This is a genomic window from Streptomyces sp. HNM0575, from assembly GCF_012726265.1.
Taxonomy (GTDB): Bacteria; Actinomycetota; Actinomycetes; order Streptomycetales; family Streptomycetaceae; genus Streptomyces.
On record NZ_JAASAG010000001.1, the window covers coordinates 1 to 22501 of the forward strand.

Annotated in this window: 17 protein-coding genes, 1 other RNA gene and 2 pseudogenes; 17 read left to right on the forward strand and 3 right to left on the reverse strand. The window is 71.0% G+C overall.

Annotated features, from left to right (window positions below; genetic code table 11):
* The 4 genes and pseudogenes from HCC61_RS00005 to HCC61_RS00020 all read left to right on the forward strand — a co-directional run.
* Nucleotides 1-793 (forward strand): annotated as a pseudogene (locus HCC61_RS00005) (serine/threonine protein kinase); the annotation flags it as partial.
* A 131-nt stretch (nucleotides 794-924) separates the two neighbouring features.
* Nucleotides 925-2385: a serine/threonine-protein kinase gene (locus HCC61_RS00010; protein ID WP_169133139.1), complete on the forward strand. Its 1461-nt coding sequence runs from the start codon at nucleotides 925-927 to the stop codon at nucleotides 2383-2385.
* 205 nt (nucleotides 2386-2590) lie between these two features.
* On the forward strand, nucleotides 2591-3709 hold the full coding sequence (gene prfB, locus HCC61_RS00015) for a peptide chain release factor 2 (RefSeq protein WP_169133140.1): 1119 nt from the start codon (nucleotides 2591-2593) through the stop codon (nucleotides 3707-3709).
* A gap of 274 nt (nucleotides 3710-3983) precedes the next feature.
* Nucleotides 3984-4712, forward strand: coding sequence for an LPXTG cell wall anchor domain-containing protein (locus HCC61_RS00020; RefSeq protein ID WP_206321912.1), 729 nt, complete (start codon nucleotides 3984-3986; stop codon nucleotides 4710-4712).
* 173 nt (nucleotides 4713-4885) lie between these two features.
* Here the strand turns inward: HCC61_RS00020 and HCC61_RS00025 are convergent, their stop codons facing one another.
* Nucleotides 4886-5080 (reverse strand): hypothetical protein, encoded by a 195-nt coding sequence (locus HCC61_RS00025; protein ID WP_169133141.1) that lies wholly within the window; start codon nucleotides 5078-5080, stop codon nucleotides 4886-4888.
* 431 nt (nucleotides 5081-5511) lie between these two features.
* Between HCC61_RS00025 and ftsE the strand changes: the two genes are divergently transcribed.
* From ftsE to HCC61_RS00090, 13 genes and pseudogenes are all read left to right on the forward strand, one after another.
* A complete protein-coding gene (gene ftsE / locus HCC61_RS00030; RefSeq protein WP_169133142.1) occupies nucleotides 5512-6201 on the forward strand; it encodes a cell division ATP-binding protein FtsE in 690 nt (229 codons plus the stop codon).
* Between the two features lie 106 nt (nucleotides 6202-6307).
* On the forward strand, nucleotides 6308-7219 hold the full coding sequence (gene ftsX, locus HCC61_RS00035; protein WP_169133143.1) for a permease-like cell division protein FtsX: 912 nt from the start codon (nucleotides 6308-6310) through the stop codon (nucleotides 7217-7219).
* A gap of 68 nt (nucleotides 7220-7287) precedes the next feature.
* Nucleotides 7288-8580: a S41 family peptidase gene (locus HCC61_RS00040; protein ID WP_169133144.1), complete on the forward strand. Its 1293-nt coding sequence runs from the start codon at nucleotides 7288-7290 to the stop codon at nucleotides 8578-8580.
* Nucleotides 8581-8598: 18 nt separating this feature from the next.
* Nucleotides 8599-9129, forward strand: a complete 531-nt coding sequence (gene smpB, locus HCC61_RS00045; protein ID WP_169133145.1) for an SsrA-binding protein SmpB — start codon at nucleotides 8599-8601, stop codon at nucleotides 9127-9129.
* A 244-nt stretch (nucleotides 9130-9373) separates the two neighbouring features.
* Nucleotides 9374-9744: a transfer-messenger RNA gene (gene ssrA / locus HCC61_RS00050) on the forward strand.
* A gap of 990 nt (nucleotides 9745-10734) precedes the next feature.
* On the forward strand, nucleotides 10735-12075 hold the full coding sequence (locus HCC61_RS00055; protein WP_346776946.1) for an MFS transporter: 1341 nt from the start codon (nucleotides 10735-10737) through the stop codon (nucleotides 12073-12075).
* Between the two features lie 208 nt (nucleotides 12076-12283).
* Nucleotides 12284-12967 carry a GPP34 family phosphoprotein gene (locus HCC61_RS00060; RefSeq protein ID WP_169133146.1) on the forward strand — a complete coding sequence of 228 codons (684 nt, stop codon included), beginning with the start codon at nucleotides 12284-12286 and terminating at the stop codon, nucleotides 12965-12967.
* 52 nt (nucleotides 12968-13019) lie between these two features.
* A complete protein-coding gene (locus tag HCC61_RS00065) occupies nucleotides 13020-14012 on the forward strand; it encodes an oxygenase MpaB family protein (protein ID WP_169133147.1) in 993 nt (330 codons plus the stop codon).
* Nucleotides 14013-14381: 369 nt separating this feature from the next.
* The gene (locus HCC61_RS00070; RefSeq protein ID WP_169133148.1) at nucleotides 14382-15620 is read left to right on the forward strand and encodes an ABC transporter substrate-binding protein; all 1239 of its coding nucleotides are present in this window, start codon (nucleotides 14382-14384) and stop codon (nucleotides 15618-15620) included.
* A gap of 29 nt (nucleotides 15621-15649) precedes the next feature.
* Nucleotides 15650-16462 (forward strand): ABC transporter permease, encoded by an 813-nt coding sequence (locus HCC61_RS00075; RefSeq protein WP_206321964.1) that lies wholly within the window; start codon nucleotides 15650-15652, stop codon nucleotides 16460-16462.
* Nucleotides 16463-16620: 158 nt separating this feature from the next.
* Nucleotides 16621-17220: pseudogene (locus HCC61_RS00080) on the forward strand (ABC transporter ATP-binding protein); the annotation flags it as partial.
* Between the two features lie 263 nt (nucleotides 17221-17483).
* Nucleotides 17484-18851, forward strand: coding sequence for an LLM class flavin-dependent oxidoreductase (locus HCC61_RS00085; protein WP_169133150.1), 1368 nt, complete (start codon nucleotides 17484-17486; stop codon nucleotides 18849-18851).
* 124 nt (nucleotides 18852-18975) lie between these two features.
* Nucleotides 18976-19464: a carbonic anhydrase gene (locus tag HCC61_RS00090; RefSeq protein ID WP_169133151.1), complete on the forward strand. Its 489-nt coding sequence runs from the start codon at nucleotides 18976-18978 to the stop codon at nucleotides 19462-19464.
* Between the two features lie 132 nt (nucleotides 19465-19596).
* Here the strand turns inward: HCC61_RS00090 and HCC61_RS00095 are convergent, their stop codons facing one another.
* Complete coding sequence (locus HCC61_RS00095) at nucleotides 19597-20964, reverse strand: lipase family protein (RefSeq protein WP_169133152.1); 1368 nt, start codon at nucleotides 20962-20964, stop codon at nucleotides 19597-19599.
* 160 nt (nucleotides 20965-21124) lie between these two features.
* On the reverse strand, nucleotides 21125-22495 hold the full coding sequence (locus HCC61_RS00100) for an MFS transporter (RefSeq protein ID WP_169133153.1): 1371 nt from the start codon (nucleotides 22493-22495) through the stop codon (nucleotides 21125-21127).
* Nucleotides 22496-22501 lie beyond the last annotated feature (6 nt).

The window sequence follows — 22501 nt, forward strand, 5'->3', positions numbered from 1 at the left end:
TGCGTCTGTGCGCGGGAGTTCGAAGGCTGCGGCGGCCGGGGCGGCGGCGGGTGCCGCCGCCGGGAACGCCGACCCCACCCAGGTGCTGCCCAACTCCCCGTCCGCCCAGCACCAGCAGGGTCCGGGCGGCGGCCAGTACGACCCGAACGCGGCGACCAGCTACATGCCGCAGTCCGGCGGTGCCGGGCAGGGGCCGGGCGGTGCCGGCGGCGACCGGCCCGGACAGGGCCCCAACGCCGACCCGACCCAGGTCATGCCGCCCGTGCCCGGGGCCCCGCCCCCGCCGGCGCAGTCCCCGGACGCGGGCATGCCCGACGGACCGCACCCCTGGGAGAACCAGCTGCGCGCGGCCCGCGACCGCAACGAGCAGACGCAGGTCCAGCCGCTCGACCCGAGCATGGACCCGCTGCGGCGCCGCCCGCAGCGTCAGGCGCCCCCGCAGCAGCCGCCGCAGGGCCGCCGCTCCCAGGCGCCGCCGCAGGACTACTACGGACGGCAGCAGCAGCGCCCGGCCCAGCCGCCGCCGCGGCGTTACGAGCCGGAGCCGCCGCCGCGCCGCGAGCCGCGCCCGAGGCGTGAGCCGAGGCAGCGCAGCGCGAATCCGATGCACATTCCCGGCCTGGGTTGTCTCAAGGGCTGCCTGTTCATGATCCTGCTTCTGGTGGTGGCGGCGGTACTGGTGTGGAATCTCACGCCGCTTCCCGAGTGGTGGGAGCAGGGCAAGAGTTTCTGGGAGTCCGTTCAGAACCTCTTCGACGAGATCGGGAATCTGATCGACAGCGCTCCCAAATAGCCTTCTGCGTACGTGAGTTCGGAGCGAGTTCAGAGATTTGTCGACTTCCTGGGAGGGAATTCCCCCTCGAAAGTGACGGTTAGTGCGCTCCGGGCCCCTCAACCCCCCTTCCGCCGCGTAGTTTTGTCGCTATGGCACGGAAGATCGGCAGTCGCTACACCGCTCACCGGATCCTCGGCCGCGGCAGCGCCGGCACGGTGTGGCTCGGTGAAGGCCCCGAGGGCCCCGTCGCGGTCAAGCTGCTGCGCGAGGACCTCGCCTCCGACGGGGAGTTGGTGGAGCGCTTCGTGCAGGAGCGCAGCGCCCTGCTCTGCCTCGACCACCCGAGCGTGGTGGGCGTCCGCGACCTCGTCGTGGACGGCGACGACCTCGCACTCGTCATGCAGCTGGTCCGCGGTACGGATCTGCGTACGCGCCTGGAGCACGACCGCCGCATCGCTCCGCAGCCCGCGGTCTCGATCGCGGCGGACGTGGCGGACGGCCTGGCGGCGGCGCACGCGGCGGGCATCGTCCACAGGGACGTCAAGCCGGAGAACGTACTGCTGGACGCGCTGGCCCCCGCGGGCCCCGGCGGTGCGCCGCCGGCGCTGCTCACGGACTTCGGCGTCGCCAAGCTGATCGACTCTCCCCGTACGACGCGGGCCACGTCGATCATCGGCACCCCCGACTATCTGGCGCCGGAGATCGTGGAGGGCCTGCCGCCCCGTGCGTCGGTCGACATATACGCGCTGGCCACCGTGCTCTACGAGCTCCTCGCCGGATTCACGCCGTTCGGCGGCGGGCACCCCGGCGCGGTGCTGCGCCGGCACGTCACCGAGTCGGTGGCCCCGCTGCCCGGCATCCCCGACGAGCTGTGGCTGCTGATCCACCAGTGCCTCGCCAAGGCCCCCGCCTCGCGGCTGCGCGCGGTCGAGGTGGCGGGGCGGCTGCGGGAGCTGCTGCCCGATCTGGAGGGCCTGCCGCCGCTGGACATCGACGAACAGCCCGAGGAGCCCTACGAGCCGTACGGCTCCTACGACCACGGCGGGACCTCCGACGGCGCCACGGGCTCCGAGGGCTCCGCGGGCTCCGGCGGGCGGTACGGGCCGGACGCGTACGCCGAGGACGGCTCCCGTGAAGCCCGTTCCGGCGGCCGTGCCGTGGCGGAGCGGGAGGGCGTGTCCGCCTCCACGGGAGGAGAGGGGCGTCCGCAGAGCGCGGGCGCCGGCGACTCGGGTCAGCCGGGCCGCTCCGGTCACGGCACGTCGGGGACGGGCCGCAGCCGCAGGGCCGCCGTGCCCCTGGTGCACGGCGGCGCGAGCCCCGACTCCAACCGCGACACCCATACGAGCATGCGCGTGCCCGGCGCCGACGAGCTCGCGGGCGGAGCGCACGGCACCGCCCGCACCCCACGCGCGGTGGGGGAGCCGCGTGCCGGCTCCGCGCGCAACCGGCTCTCGGCCGCGGCGGCGCGGCGCCGGCGCATCAAACTCGGCGCCGGGGCGGCCGTGATCGCGGCGGTCGCCGGTCTGGGCGGTTGGCTGGCGGCGTCCGGCGACGACGGTGAGACCACGCAGCCGGCGCCCGCCGTGGAACACCCGCAGGAGCCCTGACCGGCGGCCCCGGTCCGCAGCGCTCACCGGCGCCGGTCCGTGACCCGGACCGGCGCCCGGGACCCTGAACCCGGGACCCCGGTACGCGGCAGGGGCCCCGCCCGCGGGCGACCCGCGACGGCCCCGTGAGCGCTGCGTCCGCACCCCGTCCGTACCCCCGCCCCGGGCAGGAACGGCCCGGTCCCCCAGCCGTTAGGGTGGAGGTGTGGCCATCCCCGATTTCCCCGAAGAGCTCAAGTCCCTCCGCTCCACTATGGAGTCGATCGAGGCCGTGATGGACCTCGACAGGATGAGGGGCGACATCGCCTCCCTCGAGGAGGAAGCGGCGGCCCCCGACCTGTGGGACGACGTGGAGAACGCGCAGAAGATCACCAGCAGGCTGTCCTATCTCCAGGGCCAGCTGCGCAAGGTCGAGGAGCTGCGCTCCCGCATCGACGACGTGGAGGTGCTCTTCGAGCTCGCCGGCAGCGAGGACGACGCGGACGCACGTGGCGAGGCCGAGGCCGAGCTGGAGGCGCTGCGCAAGTCGGTCGACGAGCTGGAGGTGCGCACCCTCCTCTCCGGTGAGTACGACCCGCGCGAGGCGGTCGTCAGCGTGCGCGCGGAGGCGGGCGGCGTCGACGCCGCGGACTTCGCCGAGCAGCTGATGCGCATGTATCTGCGCTGGAGCGAGCGCAGGGGCTATCCCACCGAGGTCTACGACACCAGCTACGCGGAGGAGGCGGGCATCAAGTCCGCGACCTTCGCCGTCAAGGCGCCCTACGCCTACGGCACTCTCTCCGTCGAGCAGGGCACGCACCGCATGGTGCGCATCTCGCCGTTCGACAATCAGGGCCGTCGGCAGACGTCCTTCGCGGGCGTCGAGGTGCTGCCCGTCGTAGAGCAGGTCGACCACATCGACATTCCCGAGAACGAATTGCGGATCGATGTATTCCGCTCTTCCGGTCCCGGCGGCCAGTCGGTCAACACCACCGATTCCGCGGTGCGTATGACCCACATCCCCACGGGCATCGTCGTCTCCTGTCAGAACGAGAAGTCCCAGATCCAGAACCGCGCCGCCGCCATGCGCGTCATGCAGTCGCGTCTGCTCGCACACCGCCGTCAGGAGGAGCAGGCGAAGATGGACGCGCTCAAGGGGGACGGGGGCAACTCCTGGGGTAGCCAGATGCGTTCGTACGTCCTGCACCCGTACCAGATGGTGAAGGACTTGCGGACGGAGCATGAAGTCGGCAATCCCCAGGCCGTTCTCGACGGGGATATCGACGGCTTTCTCGAAGCGGGCATCCGCTGGCGCAAGCAGCAGGAGCAGCAGGACCAGGGCTGAACGAGCCGTCCGCGACGGCCGCGTGAGGCCCAACATGCCACGGCCGCATAACGATTCGGGCCGCAGTCGTGAACTCCCCGTGCAGTACGGCCAATTCACACCGTTCTCGCTTGACTGAGGTGTGGAAACTGGGAAAGCTGTTCGCTCGCATGCCTGTGTCAGGGGCGCGCGCGGGGGTGAAGAGGCGGACAGAATCCGTGTCCCGGCAAGAGGCTCCGCAGCCCGTCACACAGCTGCTCCATCGAAGAATGAAACTACTGGGGGTAGTTGGCCAATGATCAAATCGAAGACGCGGCTGCGCGTGGCGCGTGTCGCTGCCGGCACCGTGTTCGCCGTCGGCGCCTCGCTCACCGCTGCGGGCGCCGCGCAGGCCGCGGACACCGACAGCGCTCCTGCGGCGCAGAACGACGGTCTCGTCGGCGGCCTCCTCGGCGGTGTGATCGGTGGTGGCGACAGCGGTGGTGACACCGGCGGCGACACTGAGGGCACCACCGGTGGTGACGACGGTGGCGACACCGAGGGCACCGTGAGCGGCGGCGTCGACGGCGGTATCGGCGGTGACACCGAGGGCGACAACGGCGGTGACACCGACGGCGGTTCGACCACCACGACCGGTGGCGACACCGAGGGCACCACCGGCGGCGACAACGGCGGTGACGCCAACGGCGGTTCGACCACCACGACCGGCGGTGACACCCAGGGCACCACCGGCGGCGACAACGGTGGTGACAGCGGCGGCGAGGAGCCCGCCACCATCGGCGGCTCCGGCGGCGGCGACGACACCTGCAACCTGAACGACGACAGCGTCGACTGCGAGGGCGGCAACACCCAGCCCGACAGCACCGGCAGCCAGCCCGAGCAGCCGCAGGCGCCGAAGGAGGAGCTGGCCGACACCGGTTCCGCCGAGACGACCTTCCTGCTGGTCGGCGCCGCGACGATGATCGCGGGCGGTGTGGCCTTCCGCGTCATGCCGCGCATGATCAACCGCCGTAACGTGGCCTGAGGTCCGCGGGCGTAATCACGCGCAAGCGAGGGGCCCGGAGCGCACACAGCGCTCCGGGCCCCCTCGTATGTCCTCTCGTATGTCCCCGGCGCTCGCCATCGCAGGCCGACGGGCGCACCGGCCCTCACGGCACGGGTCTCACAGCACGGGCATCACACCCCGTACCGCTCCCGTTACGCCACGGCCATCCGCTGTGCCACGAGCGCCACTGCCAGCAGTCCGAGCAGCAGCGCGAACAGGGCGGTGGGGGAGAGGCTCGCGAGCGGCGACTCCCGGTGCAGGCGCTCACGGTGTGCGCGGCAGACGGCGCAGCGGCCCTCGCTGACGGGGCCGGCGCAGTTGGCACACACCAGTCGGTCGCATGTCATGCGAACTCCTCTCAGTCTGCCAACGACGCCGGGGAATGATCGGTTCCCCGGGGGCTGCGCTCTCGACTCCACTGTGCCAGCATCCGCGCGCGAGCGCAGATGCTCCGCCTCGTCCGCCCGCCGACGGCGCCCCTCGGCGCGTACCGGCGGAGGAAAGAACCGGGAATGCTCCGCTTCGTCCCAAAAGGCACGTGACCAAGCCCACTGCGAACGGACGCCGACTGCGCGGCGCGCACCGGTTCGCGTAGGGTCGCCACACTCCCCCGGCTGACGGTGGGTGGGGGTCCCCCGGCGAAGCCAGGGGGAGCGCCCCCATCCGGCCAACGCCGGAAGGGAGGGGGGTCCCCGGCGCACCGGGTGCGCCCCTGAGTACCCCAGGAAGCCGCCACCCGGCTTCCGCTGCCCCTACCCCAGGCCGACATGGTGTATCCGTGATCCGATTCGACAGCGTCTCCAAGTCCTACCCCAAGCAGAACCGCCCGGCGCTGCACGATGTCTCGCTGGACATCGAGCGCGGCGAGTTCGTCTTCCTGGTGGGCTCGTCCGGCTCCGGCAAGTCCACCTTCCTGCGGCTGATCCTCCGCGAAGAGCGCGCGAGCAACGGCCAGGTGCACGTACTGGGCAAGGATCTCGCCCGGCTGTCCAACTGGAAGGTGCCGCAGATGCGCCGCCAACTGGGCACCGTCTTCCAGGACTTCCGGCTGCTGGCCAACAAGACGGTCGGTGAGAACGTCGCGTTCGCGCTCGAAGTCATCGGCAAGTCCCGGGTGCAGATCCGCAAGACGGTCCCGGAAGTGCTCGACCTGGTGGGCCTCGGCGGCAAGGGCGACCGCATGCCCGGCGAGCTGTCCGGCGGCGAGCAGCAACGGGTGGCCATCGCCCGCGCGTTCGCGAACCGTCCGATGCTGCTGATCGCGGACGAGCCGACAGGCAACCTGGACCCGCAGACCTCCGTCGGGATCATGAAGCTGCTGGACCGGATCAACCGGACGGGCACGACGGTCGTGATGGCCACGCACGACCAGCAGATCGTCGACCAGATGCGCAAGCGCGTCGTCGAGCTGGAGCGAGGCAGGCTCGTGCGTGACCAGACGCGCGGTGTCTACGGCTACCAGCACTGAGCCGCCGGCGGGCGCCGGCCGGTGCTGCGAACCGGAACGGCCGCGCCGCCGTCGAACAGTCTGAGCAGTCTGAGCAGTTGAGACGGCAACACACTGAAAGGACGCCATGCGCGCCCAGTTCGTACTGTCGGAGATCAGCGTCGGTCTCCGCCGCAATCTCACGATGACCTTCGCGGTGATCGTTTCGGTAGCCCTGTCTCTGGCCCTCGCGGGCGGTTCCCTGCTCGCCCGCGAACAGGTCAGCACGATGAAGGGCTACTGGTACGACAAGGTCCAGGTGTCGGTCTACCTGTGCAACGAGAACGACGCCGACTCCGACCCGAACTGCGCCAAGGGCGCGGTCACCGCGCAGCAGAAGGACCAGATCCGCGGGGAGTTGGAGAAGCTCCGCGTGGTCGACAAGGTCTACCACGAGTCCGCGGACGCGGCTTACAAGCACTACAAGGAGCAGTTCAAGGACTCGCCCCTCGCCGACTCCCTCACACCGGACCAGATGCAGGAGTCCTACCGCGTCAAGCTCAAGGACCCCACCAAGTACCGGGTGTTGCAGACCGCGTTCTCCGGCAGACCAGGGGTGCAGGAGGTACAGGACCAGCGGAACCTGCTGGAGAACCTCTTCAATCTGCTCAACGGCATGAACATCGCTGCCCTGTTCGTGATGGGGCTGATGCTCGTCGTCGCGCTGCTGCTGATCGTCAACACGGTCAGGGTCTCCGCGTTCAGCCGCCGCCGTGAGACGGGCATCATGCGGCTGGTGGGCGCATCCAGCTTCTACATCCAGATGCCGTTCATCCTGGAGGCGGCGATCGCGGGCCTCATCGGCGCGGGATTCGCCTGCGTACTCCTCCTCGGCGGCAAGTTCTTCCTCATCGACAGCTGGCTCGCGGAGAAGATCGCGCTCATCAACTTCATCGGCTGGGACGCCGTGTTCAAGGTGCTGCCGCTGCTCGTCGCGGTGGGAGTCCTGATGCCTGCGGTGGCCGCGTTCTTCACGCTGCGCAAGTACTTGAAGGTGTGACGCACGACGCTGGCGCCGTACGGCCAACGGGCCGTGCGGCGCCCCTCCTCTGGCTTAGACTCCGAATCATGTCGGACTCGTGGTATTCCGCCCCATCCCCCGACAAACGCAGGGGAAGCTCCCGGCAGTTGCGCCGCGGGGCGGGTCTGGCACTGGTCTTCGCGGGCGTACTCGCGACGGGCGCGGCGACCGGTGCATGGGGCGACGGCGTACGGGCCTTCGCGGGCTCGCGTGACATGGCGGGGGAGTCCCCCGCCGAGGCGGACTTCGCCGGCGGTGCGTACGGCGACCCCGCGAGCAGAGCCGGACTGCACGAGGACACCGAGCGGGTACGGGGCGAGGGAGGCCCCGGCGGCGACGAAGCCGCCGAACAGCTGGTCAGCCGCAGCGGCGACCGCTGGTCCTCCGCCTACACCGCCCGCGAGTACGAGGGACTTCAACAGACACTCGACGGCGAATACGTGGGCGTCGGCGTCTCCGTACGACGTCAACGGGACGCGCAGGGCGCACCGTTCGTCGCCGTCGCCCGGGTCTCGCCGGGCAGCCCCGCCGACCGTGCGGGCGTGCGCCCCGGCGACCGGCTGCGGGCCGTCGACGGCCAGGACGTCTCCGACCATCCCGTCACCGATGTCGTTGCGCGGCTGCGCGGCGCCGAGACCGGCGGCCGTTCCGCGGAGCCCTCGCCGCTGGGCAGCAGCGTGGACCTCCGGCTCGACCGCGACGGGCGGCAGTGGAAGGAGACGCTGCGCCGGTCGCGGCTCAGCGCCGACGCCGTGACCGTCCACCGCATGGGCCACGGCGTCACCCGCATCAAGGTCTCCTCCTTCACGAAGGGCTCCGCCCGGCAGGTGCGCGAGGCCGTCGCCCATGAGGTACGGGCCGGCTCCGGCCTCCTGCTCGACCTGCGCGGCAACTCCGGTGGACTGGTCGACGAGGCGGTCGAGGCGGCCTCCGTCTTCCTCGACGGCGGGCTCGTCGCCACATACGAGGAGCACGGCCGCCAGCGCGCCCTCTACGCCGACAGCCGCCCGGGAGCGGCGGCCGGCGTCAGGACGGCGCCGCCGCTGGTGGTGCTCGTCGACGGCGGCACGATGAGCGCCGCGGAGCTGCTGACCGGAGCGTTGCAGGACCGCGGGCGTGCCGTCGTGGTCGGCTCCCGCACCTTCGGCAAGGGGTCCGTGCAGATGCCGCGGCAGCTGCCGGACGGCTCCGTCGCGGAACTGACCGTCGGCCGCTACGCGACGCCCTCGGGCCGCTCCCTCGACGGCGAGGGCATCGTGCCGGACCTGCCGATAGACGGCCAGGGGGACGCCGCCGAGCGGGCCCGTACGGTATTGAGTGGCCTGGAGGCCCGGTCGTAGTGGGAGAATGGCCGGGCTATGGCGAAGAAGGACGACAAGAAGAAGAGCAGGGCCAAGAAGGCCGAGGACGCGCGGGGCGGCCGTAAGCTCATCGCGCAGAACAAGAAGGCCCGCCACGACTACCACATCCTCGACACCTACGAGTGCGGCATCGCGCTCACCGGCACCGAGGTCAAGTCGCTGCGGCAGGGCCGTGCTTCGCTGGTCGACGGCTTCGCCCAGCTGGACGGCGGCGAGGTCTGGCTGCACAACGTGCACATCCCCGAATACGCACAGGGCACGTGGACGAACCACACCGCCCGGCGCAAGCGGAAGCTGCTGCTGCACCGGTACGAGATCGACAAGCTGATCGGCAAGACCCAGGAGACGGGTCACACGCTGGTGCCGCTCCAGCTGTACTTCTTCAACGGCCGGGCGAAGGTCGAGATCGCGCTCGCGAAGGGCAAGAAGGAGTACGACAAGCGGCACGCGCTGCGGGAGCGGCAGGACCGGCGGGAGTCGGACCGTGCGATGGCCGCGGCGCGGCGCCGGCAGCGGGTGAAGGTCTGAGCGGGAGTTCTCAGTGTCGGGGCGGGGCGGCGCGACCGGGGGCCGGGGGCCTGGGAGGGGCCCGTTGCACACGGTGCGGAACCTTACGGTCGGGTGCCGTGACGTGTGCTGTCGGTGCACGGCCGGTGCCGCGGCGGGGCGGGAATACCGGAGAGCCCCGAATCGGTTGGCCACCGTGTGAGCAGGTCCCGTACCATGGTCACAGCGCCGCCCGCGAGGGCGACGCGGGTTGTCAACTCAACATGGGGATGATCGGTTTCGACAGCGGATGTCGAAGCAGGTGAAGCGAGCCGAGGAACGCGGCAATGATCTCGTTAACCATGTGCCGCAAAAAAATAATCGCCAATTCTAAGCGCGATTCCTTCGCCCTCGCTGCCTGAGCAGCGAGCGTGAAGTGTCAGCCCGGGTGCGTTCCCGCCCCGGATCCTGGCATCAGCTAGGGAACTCACCGCGTAGACCCGGTCACGGGGTCTGCCGGGACATCAAACAGTGACTGGGCCCGTCGGAGACTTGTCCACGTGATCTCCGGGGCCGAGAAAATCGAAGTGGACTGCGCTCGGAGAAGCCCTTCTTCTGCTCCGTTGGACGCGGGTTCGATTCCCGCCATCTCCACGAGTGCGAGGGCGACGTGTGTCCGCGGAAGGCGCGGACCGGGCCGCCCTCGTTGTTTTTGCGCGGCTTCGCCGCGCGGGGCGGGGGCTCCGCCACCCGCACCCCCGGCGGGGGCTTCGCCCCCCGGCACCCCCTTGGGCGGGGGCTCCGCCCCCTGCCGTCCCCCTCGGGGCTGCGCATCGTTTTCGACTTTCCCGGGCGGGGCTTCGCCCCTGTTGTTCCCTCCGGGGTTGGGCGTTGATTCTGGCTTTCCCGGGCGGGGCTTCGCCCTTGGGCTGGCCCCCTGGCTCCCTCGGCAGGGCTGTGCCCCTGAGCCCCTTGCACCCCCGGCAGGGGCTTCGCCCCCAACGCCCTGACCCCCTGTGTCTCTGGTTGGCTGCGGCCCCCCGCGCTCTGGCGAAGCTGTGCCCCGGAGCCAGGGACCCCGGGCTCCCTGGCGTCCCCTGGGTAGGGCTTCGCCCCGGCGCACCCCTGGCGGGCCTCCCAACTCCGCACCCCCGCCCCGCTGGTGGGGCCCACCGTCTCCGCTCGCGCGTGCGTGACCGCTGCCTGCCGCCGCTCGGCGCCGAGACACCGGCCCCGTCGGCCGAGACCGCCGCCAGGGCCCCGCCTGCCGTCAGGTGCAATCCATGCCGCCCGCCGCTCCGAAGAAATCGTGGGTAATCAAGCGCGAGAAGCTGGGCAGGCTGCACATTCGGACAGCCGAAGGCCGGATCTCCGCTCCTCGGTAAATGGACAATCAATTCCGTAAATGAATCACCAATAGTCCAGGCCCGTGGAGGATTTGACGAGCAGGCCCCGGCATCCGGAACCACAGCGTTGTGGCTCGTACGCGGTGCGGATCGGCGGCACAGCCCAGATCCGCGCCGAAAGCCCTTCTGGCTGCGTCTGCCAGGAGCGATGTGAGGAGAGATTCTTGTGGCGGCTTCAGATGCCGAGCCCGCAGGAGGGAATCCACTACGTGTTGAGGAAATTTCGGTCACCACACCCGGCGTGATCAAACGCGCCATCGGTGCCGCTGCCATCGGCAATGTCACTGAATGGTTCGACTTCGGCGTATTCGCCAACCTGACCCCGGTCATCACCGAGGTCTTCTTCACCGGTTCCAGCAAGACCGTCGGGCTGATCGGAACGCTGGGACTCTTCGCCGTGGCCTTCCTCGTGCGTCCCATAGGCGGCATGTTCTTCGGACCGCTCGGTGACAGGATCGGGCGTCAGCGGGTGCTCTCGCTGACCGTGATCCTCATGGCGCTGGGGACGTTCGCCATCGCGTTCATACCCGGCTACGCGACATGGGGCGCGGCTGCGCCCATCCTGATGCTGGTGGCCCGCCTGGTTCAGGGCTTCTCCACCGGTGGTGAGTACGGCGGGGCGATGACCTTCATCTCGGAGTACGCACCCGACAAGAAGCGCGGCTTCCTGGGCAGCTGGCTGGAGTTCGGCACCCTGACCGGCTACCTGTTCGGCGGGATCATCGCGCTGGTGGTGACGCTGCCGGGTGTCATGTCCCATGACTCGCTGGTGAGTTGGGGCTGGCGCATCCCGTTCCTGATCTCGGGGCCGCTCGGCATCATCGGGCTGTACCTGCGGATGAAGCTGGAGGACACGCCCGCGTTCCGGGCGCTCAGCGAGAAGTCGGAGGGCCGCGAGGCCACGACGCTCAGGGAGATCCGGGAGATCTTCGTCCGCTACTGGCGTCCGGTGCTGGTGTGCATGGGCATGGTGCTGGTCTTCAACGTGACCAACTACATGCTCACCACGTACATGCTGGAGTACATCGGCTCCCAGGCGCCGGCGGTCAGCTCGACCTGGGCCCAGATCCTGGAGATCATCGTCCTGGCGATCGGTATGGTGCTCATCACCTTCGCCGGGCGGTTCTCGGACCGGGTCGGACGCAAGCCCGTGATTTTCACAGGGTGTGCGTTGCTGGTCGTGCTGGGGCTGCCCTCCGTTCTGCTGATCCAGCAGAACACCGTGACCTCGGTCTTCGCCGGGTTGGCTCTCATGGCCCTGATGCTGTTGTGCTTCAACAGCACCATGCCCTCCGCGCTGCCGGCGCTCTTCCCGACCGAGATCCGGTACGGCGGGCTGTCGGTCGCCTACAACCTGTCGGTTTCCTTGTTCGGCGGTACGACGGCGTTCTTCAACGCGTTGCTCGTGGAGGGGACCGGGAACGTCGATATTCCTGGCTACTACCTGATGGCCGCCGGTGTGATCGGTGCGGTCGCGTGCTACTTCGCCGGCGAGTCGTCGGGCAGGCCACTGCCCGGCTCACCGCCCTCGGTGGAAACCAAGGAGCAGGCACGCGAGTTGGCCGCAGCCCATGCGGGTTGACCCTGCTGGGGGTCTGATCCCCTGGCCCCGACGGACGGCGCGGAGCGCTGTCGTCTGACTCGGTGCCCGCTTCGCCCCGTCGAGCCACTGCCCGGCGGGGCGAAGCAGGCAGCGGGTGGGCAGCGGGCTCAAGGAACCGCGGGGGCCGGTGACAAAGCCCGTTACCGGGCCTTCGGCCGGGCCCCGCTTCCGTGCTGTGATGGGGGGCATGGACCGTAAGGACAAGAATCCGGGGGACGGGCGCAGCCTCCCCGCCGAGTTGTATCTGCTCGCGTGCGACACCGAGAGGGAGAAGCTCACGAAGCGGGACGTGCTCGGCAGTGTGCTGCGGGCCGCTGTGCTCGTCGAGTTGACCGACCGCGGCTGTCTGACCGACGACGACGGCAAGGCGCGTACCGTCGGCGACAGGCGTACGGGAGACCCGCTGCTCGACGAGGCGCTGCGCGGGATAGCCGCGGAGAAGCGCCCGCGCAAGTGGAAGGCGCTGGTGCAGCGGGAGCGCAAGCAGACCTTCCAGGCGGTGGAGCGGCAGTTGGAGAAGGAGCGTGTGATCGGCGTCGAGCGGCGCACGTGGCTCTCCGACAAGGTCGTCGTGAAGGACACCGCCCAGGTGAAGCGGCTGCACGCGGAGGCTCAGGAGACGCTGACCGGCGGGCGTCCCGTCAAGGAATTCACCACGCGGCAGGCCGCGTTGACGGCGCTGGCCGCCGTGGGCGGGTTCCCGACCGTCACCTCCGGCAAGGACCGGCGCCAGCACAAGAAGCGCATCAAGGAGCTGACGGAGCGCGCCGGTGAGGCCGGGCCCGCGCTGAAGAGGGCGCTGGACGAGATGCAGATGGCGAACGCGGCGATCGTCGGCGCCGTCGCGTCCGCGGGGGCCAGCGGCTCGTAGGGGAAGGCGGGGCCGGGCTCAAACGGCGCCCGGGCGGGGAAGGATCGGGTGTATGAAGCAGCAGCCGCACGCCCGGCACGTGCCCGTCGGGCGCCCTACGGAGCCGCTCGGCCCCGGCTCGCTCACCTGGAAGTTCTTCGGCGACTGGCGCGGGGTGCTGCTCGCCCCGTGGGCGGGCGCCATGCAGAACATGCACCCCGGGCTGGGCGCCGGAGTCGCCGAGCACTCGCGTTTCTTCGAGGAGCGCTGGGAGCGGCTGTTCCGTTCGCTGTATCCGATCGGCGGCGTCGTGTACGACGGTCCGTGCGCCGCCGCGACCGCGCGCCAGGTGCGCGGATACCACGACACGATCAAGGGCGTCGACCGGCACGGCCGCCCGTACCACGCGCTCGATCCCGACACCTTCTACTGGGCGCATTCGACGTTCTTCATGCTCACGCTGCTCGTCGCCGACCGTTTCGGGCCGGGCCTGAGCGAGGACGAGAAGCGGCAGCTCTTCGACGAACACGTGCGCTGGTGGCGGCTGTACGGGATGAGCATGCGGCCCGTGCCGGAGAGCTGGCCCGCCTTCCAGGCGTACTGGGACCGGATGGCGCGCGAGGTGCTGGAGGACAACCAGCCCACGCGCGACGTGCTCGACATCCGCTTCATCGCCAGGCCGCCCGCGCTCTCCTGGCTGCCGCACCCGGTGTGGCGTGTGCTGCGCGGGCCGCAGGCGCGGTTCACCGTCTGGTTCACGGTGGGGCTCTTCCCCGCGCCGGTGCGTGAGCGGCTGGGCCACCGGTGGACCGTGCGCGACGAGCGGAGGCTGCGGCTCCTCGGGCGGCTGGTCCATCACGTGTGGCGGTTCGTGCCGTTCCGGTACCGCTATCACCCGCGGGCGCGCGCCGGCTGGGCGCGCGAGGCGGGGCTGCGGGCGGCGGACGCGCCCCAAGTCGAGTCCCCCGTACGGAATTCGCCGCCTCCGGAGGAGCGTGACTCGCCCAAGCACTATGTGCCGCCCTCTCCGCCGGAGTCGCCCTCGCGGGCTCGTTTCCCCGTGTAACACGGCAATGGCGGGGCCACGAACCGCGTATTGCGTTTTCTCCCTTGCGGCTGCGGGCTGTTGACCGGGGTACGGGGCGTCATTAGCTTCGACGGCATGCACGATTCGCCCGGCTTCACCCAGCGCCGCTCCGTGGATCTACGGCGCGTCGCCTCCGCGCTGTGTAGCTGAATTCCCTCGCCGCGCGCGGCAGAGCGCTGCGCGCACCGTGCTGCGACGCCCCTGCGGCGTCCCTTCTCTCCACCTCTTTCTCCCCCACATTCCTCATCCACGCCTTCCGGCCGCCTGTCCGCGTATCCGACCGCGGGCGGCCCGGTGGCGTGTGCCCGTACGTACCGCAGCAGTACCTGAACGAACCGGGACACGAACATGCCCAGGCCCGCTCCTGATCAGCCAAGAACCCGCTCCGGCACCGGCGCCCGGCGACGGCGCGAAAGCCGGGGGCTCGCGCTGCTCGCCGCTGCGACGGCCCCCGCTCTGCTGGTCGGTTGCGCCCAGCAGGGCACCGGCGGTCCGTCCGACGCGAAGCTCGCGAAGACGGACATACCCGCGAAGGTCTCGCCGAAGACGACGCTCACCATCGGGGCGCCGGAGGACCGCGTACTGCTGAAGCTCTCCGGGGCGGCGAAGAAGCTGCCGTTCAAGGTGAAGTGGGCGAACATCAGCGGCGGTCCGCAGTGCTCGGAGGCCTTCCGTGCGCATTCGCTGGATCTGTGCGCGGCGGCCGAAGTCCCGTCCATACACGCCCATTGGACGGGTCTGGACACGAAGCTGGTCGCGGCGGAATTCCGCAAGGATCCGGCGAAGAACCCGATCTACCGGCTGGGCATCGCCCCGGGCGCCGGCATCGACTCCCTCAAGGACCTGCGCGGCAAGAAGATCGCCTTCAGCCCCGGGCAGGCGCAGGGCGCGCTGGTGCTGCGGATCCTGCACAAGGCCGGTCTGAAGAAGAGCGACGTGAAGCTCGTCGAGATGCCCAGCACCGGCGACGTCTACTCGACCGCGCTCGGCGAGCACCAGGTCGACGCGGCCCCGCTCGGGGACGTCAACCTCAAGCGCTATCCGGCCAAGTACGGCAAGCAGGGCGGCAAGACCATCCCGCACGGTCTGCGCGACGACGCCTCCCATCTGTGGGCGCCGACGCAGTCCGTGGCGGATCCCCAGAAGGCCGCGGCCATAAGGGAGTTCATCAAGCTCTGGGCGCGGGCGCAGGTGTGGGGATACGAGCACCCGAAGGAGTGGGTCGAGGGTTACGCCGTGAAGGACCAGGGGCTCAGCCGCGAGGACGGCGAATACCTGCACAAGCACAACGGCGAGCCCGAGATCCCGGACGACTGGGGCCCGGTGATCCGGCGGCATCAGAAGACGGTCGACCTGCTCGCGAAGGAGACCGGCAAGAAGAGGTTCGACGCGGCGACGCTCTTCGACCGGCGCTTCGAGCACGTCGCCGCCGACGCCCTCAAGTCCGGCGGCGCCAAGTCGGACGGCGGCAAGTCGGACGGTGCCAAGTCGGACGGTGCCAAGTCGGACGGCGGCAAGTCGGACGGTGCCAAGTCGAACGGCGGCAAGTCGGAGGGTGCCGAGGCGCAGGGGAAGGAGAAGCCGTGAGCGCCGTGACCACGCAGACCCTCGGGCGCCTGGCGGGCGCCGCCCGGCGCCCGCGCACCAGAACGGGTCCACGCCTCGCGCCGGGCCGCCCGCTCCGATTCGGCACCGCCCTCGGCCCGTTGCTGCTGCTCGCCGTATGGTCGGCCGGTTCCGCGGCGGGGCTCATCGAGCCGCGGCTGCTGTCGGCACCGTGGACGGTCGTGACCACGGCGGGCGACCTCGTGGCCGACGGCCGCCTCCAGGGGCATCTGGCGAGCTCCACCCAACGCGTCGTGCTGGGGCTGGTGTTCGGCACCCTCGCCGGCCTGGTGCTGGCGGTCGCCTCCGGACTGAGCCGCATCGGCGAGGCGCTGATCGACGGCCCCGTGCAGATCAAACGGGCCCTGCCCTCGCTGGCACTGGTGCCGCTGCTGGTGCTGTGGTTCGGGATCGGCGAGTCGATGAAGGTCATCACCGTCGCGCTCGCCGTCTTCGTCCCCGTCTACATCCACACGCACAACGGGCTGCGCACGATCGACAGCCGCTACGTCGAACTCTCGGAGACGGTACGGCTGAAGCGGCGCCAGTTCATCCGCCATGTCGTGCTGCCCGGAGCGCTGCCCGGCTTCCTGCTCGGCATGCGCTTCGCGGTGACGTCGGCCTGGCTGACCCTCGTCGTCGTCGAACAGGTCAATGCCACCAGCGGACTCGGCTACATGATGGAGCTGGCACGCACGTACGGACAGACCGAGGTCATCATCGTCGGACTGGTCGTCTACGGGCTGCTGGGGCTCCTCTCCGACGGGCTGGTGCGATATGCGGAGAGGAGGGTGCTGTCATGGCGACGGACACTCGCGGGCTGAACGGCGGCACGAGCACGAGCGCGAGCACAAGTGCGAGCGCGAGTCCGGACGGCGCGGACGCGGTCGGTACTGACGTGGACGGCGTGGACGGCACGGATACCGGCGTACGGGACGAGGGCGGGACGAAGCCCGCGCACGCCGCGGACACGGCCGTACGCATCCACGGCCTGGAGCGTTCCTTCGGGGCCAGGAAGGTCCTCGACGGGCTCGAACTCGACATCCGGGCGGGCGAGTTCGTGGCGCTGCTCGGCCGCAGCGGCTCCGGCAAGTCGACGCTGCTGCGGGCGCTGGCGGGCCTCGACCACGACGTCGCGGGCAAGGGACTGCTGAACGCGCCCGCGAACGTCTCGGTCGTCTTCCAGGACGCCCGGCTCCTGCCGTGGAAGCGGGTCCTGGACAACGTGCTGCTGGGCCTGACCGGTCCGGGGGCGCGGGAGCGCGGGCGTGCGGCGCTCGCCGAAGTCGGCCTGTCCGACCGGGAGTCGGCGTGGCCGGTGGAGCTGTCCGGCGGTGAGCAGCAGCGTGTGTCGCTGGCCCGCTCCCTCGTACGGGAGCCCGAACTCCTCCTGGCCGACGAGCCGTTCGGCGCGCTGGACGCGCTCACCCGCATCCGCATGCACAAGCTGCTGCGGAAGCTGTGCGCGGCGCACCGTCCCGCGGTGCTGCTGGTGACGCACGACGTGGACGAGGCGATCGAACTCGCCGACCGCGTCGCGGTGCTGGAGGACGGCCGCATCACCGCGGACGTGCCCGTGGAGCTGGACGGTGCGAGCGGTCACGGCACCAGGGAGTACGCGGCGCTGCGCGAATCGCTGCTGGCACGGCTCGGCGTGGACGCGGAGCGCTCGCAGGAGCGGGACGAGGAGCGGGCGCCGGAACACGAGTCGGAACACGAGTCGGAACACGCGTCGGACCGTACGAAGGACGGCGAGGACGGCGAGGACGGCGAAACCGGCGAGGACACCGAGGACGGACGCGCCAGGGACCGCGAGGACCAGAAGAAAAAGGAAGAGGTGTCCGCATGAGCGCGGAGACTCCGTCCAGGCAGCTGCACCTCAATCTCTTCGTCTACCCGGGCGGTCACCACGAGGCCGCCTGGCGCCACAGCGCCTCCGCCGCCCCCGACCGGCTGCTGGACGTCCGCTTCTACCAGGACCTCGCCCGCAGCGCCGAGGCCGCCGCCTTCGACGGCGTCTTCTTCGCCGACGGATCGGCGCTCGCCGACAACGTCCGCTACGCCAGCCGCTTCCGCCTCGAACCCTTCACGTGGCTGTCGGCGATCGCCGCCGCCACCGAGCGCGTCGGCCTCATCGGGACCGCGTCCACCACCTACTCCGAGCCGTACAACCTGGCGCGGCTCTTCGCCTCGCTCGACCATCTCAGCGGAGGCCGGGCGGGCTGGAACATCGTCACGACGGGAGCACCGCAGGCCGCCGGGAACTTCGGCCTAGACGCACACCCGGTGCACGCCGAACGGTACGAGCGCGCCCGCGACTTCCTCGAAGCCGTGGGCAAGCTCTGGGACAGCTGGGAGGACGACGCGCTCGTCGCCGACCGGCACAGCGGCCTCTTCGCCGACACCGACCGCATCCACGCCGTCGACCACGAGGGGCCGCTGCTGAAGGTGCGCGGCCCGCTCAACATCCCCCGCTCCCCGCAGGGCAGACCCGTCTACGTGCAGGCGGGTTCGTCGGAGGACGGACGGGCCTTCGCCGCGCGGTACGCCGAGGCGGTCTTCACCGCGCACCAGACGCTCCGCAGCGGCCAGGACTTCTACGCGGACATCAAGAAGCGTGCGGCCCGGCTCGGCCGTGACCCGGGGAGGCTGCTGGTGCTGCCGGGCGTCAGCCCGTTCATCGCGTCGACCGAGGCCGGGGCGCGGCGGCTGCACGACGAGTTCAACGAACTGACGCAGCCCGAGTATTCACTTCAGCTCCTCCACCGGCTCCTCGGAGTCCGCCTGACGCAGGAGGAGTTGGACGGCCCCGTACCGCGCGAGCTGATCGATACTGACGGCGAGCGCGGCAACGGCAGCCGCTTCCAGCTCGTACTCGACATCGTCGAGCGCGAACAGCCCACCGTGCGGGAGCTGTTGCACCGTCTCGCGGGCGCACGCGGCCACCGCGTCATCGCCGGCACGCCCGAGCAGGTCGCCGACCAGCTTCAGCAGTGGTACGAGGAGGGCGCGGCCGACGGCTTCAACGTGATGCCGCCGTGGCTGCCCGGCGGCTTCGGCCTGTTCGCCGACCACGTCGTGCCGCTGCTGCGCCGGCGCGGCCTGTTCCGGGAGGCGTACACCGGCCGCACGCTGCGCGAACACTACGGACTGGACCGCCCGTCGAGCCGCTACGCGCCCCCGCGGAGCGCCGCCGCCGTGCCCGTCGGCTGACCGCGCCCGTCGGCCGAACCGGCCGAACCGGCCGAACCGGCCGAACCGGCCGAACCGGACGCATCAGCCCCGTCAGCCGCATCGGCTGAACCGCACGGGGGATCACGGAAGAGATGGAGCAGACATGAGCGCCACCGATGACTTCCTCGCCAACAACGACTCCTACGCGGCCGCCTTCGAGGGCCCGCTGCCCCTGCCGCCCGCGCGGCAGACCGCCGTGGTCGCATGCATGGACGCCCGGCTCAACCCCTACGGCGTGCTGGGCCTCCAAGAGGGCGAAGCGCACGTCATCCGCAACGCGGGCGGAGTCGTCACCGACGACGTGATCCGCTCGCTCGCCATCAGCCAACGGCTGCTCGGCACGCGGGAGATCATCCTCATCCACCACACCGACTGCGGCATGCTCACCTTCGCCGACGACGACTTCAAACGGCAGATCGAGGAGGACGCCGGGTTCCGCCCGCCGTGGTCGCCGGAGGCCTTCCCCGAACTCGACACGGACGTACGGCAGTCGGTGAAGCGCATCTCCGCGAACCCGTTCGTGCCGCACAAGGACTCCGTACGCGGCTTCGTCTTCGACGTCGCGGACGGCCGCCTCCGCGAGGTCGCCTGACGGCGGCGGCCCGCCGCAGCGGGCCGCCGCCGACCAGCCGGAGTTCAGGGGGTGCTCAGGGCCACCCGGAGTTCAAGGCTGCCCGGACAGCCCGGAGTTCAGGGTCACCCGGACCTCAGGGCCACTCGGAACTCACGGCTGCCCGGACAGCTGCGAGCACTCCGAGGCCGCGCTCTGCCCGGAGAGCCGGTCCGTGAGCCAGGAGATCGCCTCGCCCTGGTCCACCAGCAGCGGCGCGAGGTGGTTGGTGAGCAGCTTGTCCCCGAGGTTGGGCAGCTGGACGGGCTTGTACGTCACGTCCGCGCCCTTCTTGCACCAGTCCACCGCCAGCCGGCGTGCCTGCTCGTGCCCCACGATGTCGTCCTGCGTGCCGGTCGCCACACGCACGGGCGCCTCGGGCTTCAGCGAACCGAGGCGCTGCTCTTCCAGCGTCGCCCGGAGCTTCGGCTCGTCGGCGATGATCTCGGTGAGGGACTTGCCGCTGGTCGTCCACTCCTCGCTGTGCTGGAAGCCGTAGGTGAAGACCGCGTCGCCCGTGCACCGCGTGGAGAGGTCCTTGAGGGCGGCCCTGCCCGCGGAGTTGATGTTCCTGTCGGCGACCTCCTTCAGCGACGGGTCGGACTGGAGGAAGCCGTTGACGGACCACGCCAGGGCACCCGTCAGCGCGCTGCCGTCGATGCCCTTCACCACCTCGGCCAGGTCCGCGGGCGGCGCTCCGGCGTAGGCGCCAGCGAGCTCGACGTCGGGCGCGTACGAGGGCTGGAGCTCGGCCGCGGCGGCGCTGGCCCCGCCGCCCTGGCTGTAGCCGTACAGCCCGACGCGCGAGTCAGCGCCGACCGACGCCCCGTCCAGCCTGCGGGCGGCGCGCACCGCGTCCAGCACCGCATGCCCCTCGTCGCGCCGGTCGACGTAGGTGTGCAGCCGGTCGGTCGCGCCGAGGCCCGCGTAGTCGGTGAGCACCACGGCGACGCCGGCGGACAGCAGCCGGTAGATCGCCAGATCCTCGTAACCGACGGACACGGAGCGTCCGTCGAACGAGAGCGGATGCTCCAGCGCCAGCGAGGCGGCGCACTGGTCGCCCTGTCCCATCGTGCCCGGTGCAAGCGCGATCACCGGGCGGGGGCCGCCGCCCTTCCACTCGGCGGACGGCTCGACATAGGCGCCGGTCACCGCGACCGGATTCCCGTTGGAATCGGTGGACTTGTACATCAGACGGGTCGCCTCGCCCGGCAGCGGACCGCGCGGACCGGGCAGGCTCAGCGGCAGAGGCAGCGGCTCGGAGCGGACCAAGTCGCCGTTCCTCTGCGGCAGTTGCGCAGGTGGATCGTAGAACGCCGGTACGTCGGCGCTCGGCACGGACGGCTGTTCCGGCCCGTCGGCCGCGCCCGCCGGTACGGCCTGCGCGCCCAGGCAGGCGAGGGCGGCGACCGCGACGGCCGCCAGCCGTGCGGTGCGGCCGAGGCCCGTGCGGGCGCGGAGGTTCCTGGACACCTGTCCCATCGCTCTCTCCCCTCGCCGTGCTCGTTCACGGAGTGGGGGAACGCTAAGCGCAAGCGCGTACCACCGGTAACCCATCGGTAGGTTACGTACAAGTAACTATTGCTCGACTCAACTGTCCGGCCGGCTCGCCGGGTACGGCCAGCCCCCGCCGGGAGGGTCGTCAACCCGCCCGTCGGGCACGCCACTTGAGTCGGACGACGGCCGACGACGCCGCGGCCGCGGCGAGAACCGCGGCGCACGGCGGCACCGTGAACGCCGCCGGCGGCGGCAGGAGATCGGCCACCCGGCCCGCCGTGGCCGACCCCGTCGCGATGCCGCTCAGCAGCGCGGTCACCGCCCAGGTCATGCCCTCGTTCAACCGCGCCGCCGGAACGGTCGACTGGATCAGCGTCATGCCGGTCACCATCGCGGGCGCCGTCCCCATCCCGGCGACCAGCAGCGCCGCACCGAGCAGCACGAGGCTCCCGCTGCTCGCGGCGGCGAACGACACCAGCGCCAGCACCGCCACCACGCCCACGCACAGCGCGAACCGCCGCGTCATCGAACCCTCCGGCGGCCGTACCGCACCGACGACGAGCCCCGCCACCGCCGAGCCCGCGGCGTGGAAGGCGAGCACGACGCCCGCCGCGCCCTGCTGCCCGCGCCCGTCGGCGAAGGCGATCGTGGCGACCTCCATCGACCCGAAGACGACGCCGATGCCCAGGAAGGCGCCCAACAGCGGGGCGAGGGCGGGCAGTCGGAGAGAAGGAGCGGAACGGTCACCGGCCTCCCGCGTCACGGGCGGTTCGGTGGCGCGCTGCGCCGTGAAGATCCCCATGCCCGCGAGCAGCAGCACGGCCCCCGCCAACGTCCCCGATTCCGGGAAGAGTCCGGTGCACAGCAGCGCCGCCAGCGGCGGACCGGCCACGAAGCACAGCTCGTCCGCGGCCTGTTCGAAGGAGTTCGCCGTGTGCCTGGCGGCCGGGTCGGCACGGAAGAGATGCGCCCAGCGCGCCCGCGACATCCCACCGGTGTTGGGCGTGGTCGCGGTCGGCAAGTACGAGGCGAACAGCGCCCAGTCGGGCGCCCCGAACCGTACGCACGCGGCGAGCGCCAGCGCCCCCGCCGCCGCGATCAGGGCCGCGGGCAGGGCGATCCGCGCCTGCCCGTGCCGGTCGACCAGCCGCGCGGTGAGCGGACCGACGACGGCGGTCGCGGCGAGTCCCGTCGCGGTGACGGCGCCCGCCAGCGCGTACGAGCCACGCGTGCTCGCGATCATGATCACGGCGGAGACGGAGAGCATCCCCATGGGCAGCCGGGCGAGCATGTTCCCGACGGTGAACGCGCGGGCCCCGGGCACGGCGAACAGCCTTGCGTACGGCGCGAGTCGGCCCGCCGTGAGACGCGGACGGCGCGCTGCCCGTGCGGGGCCGCCCGTGGCCCCGGGCCGGGCGATGAGCGTATGGCCGGTCACGCCCAGGAAGAGCGAGCCGTCCCGGGCCGGGCGGGGAACGCGCCGGCCATGACTGCGGTGGACGTGACTCGGCGGCATGCCCAC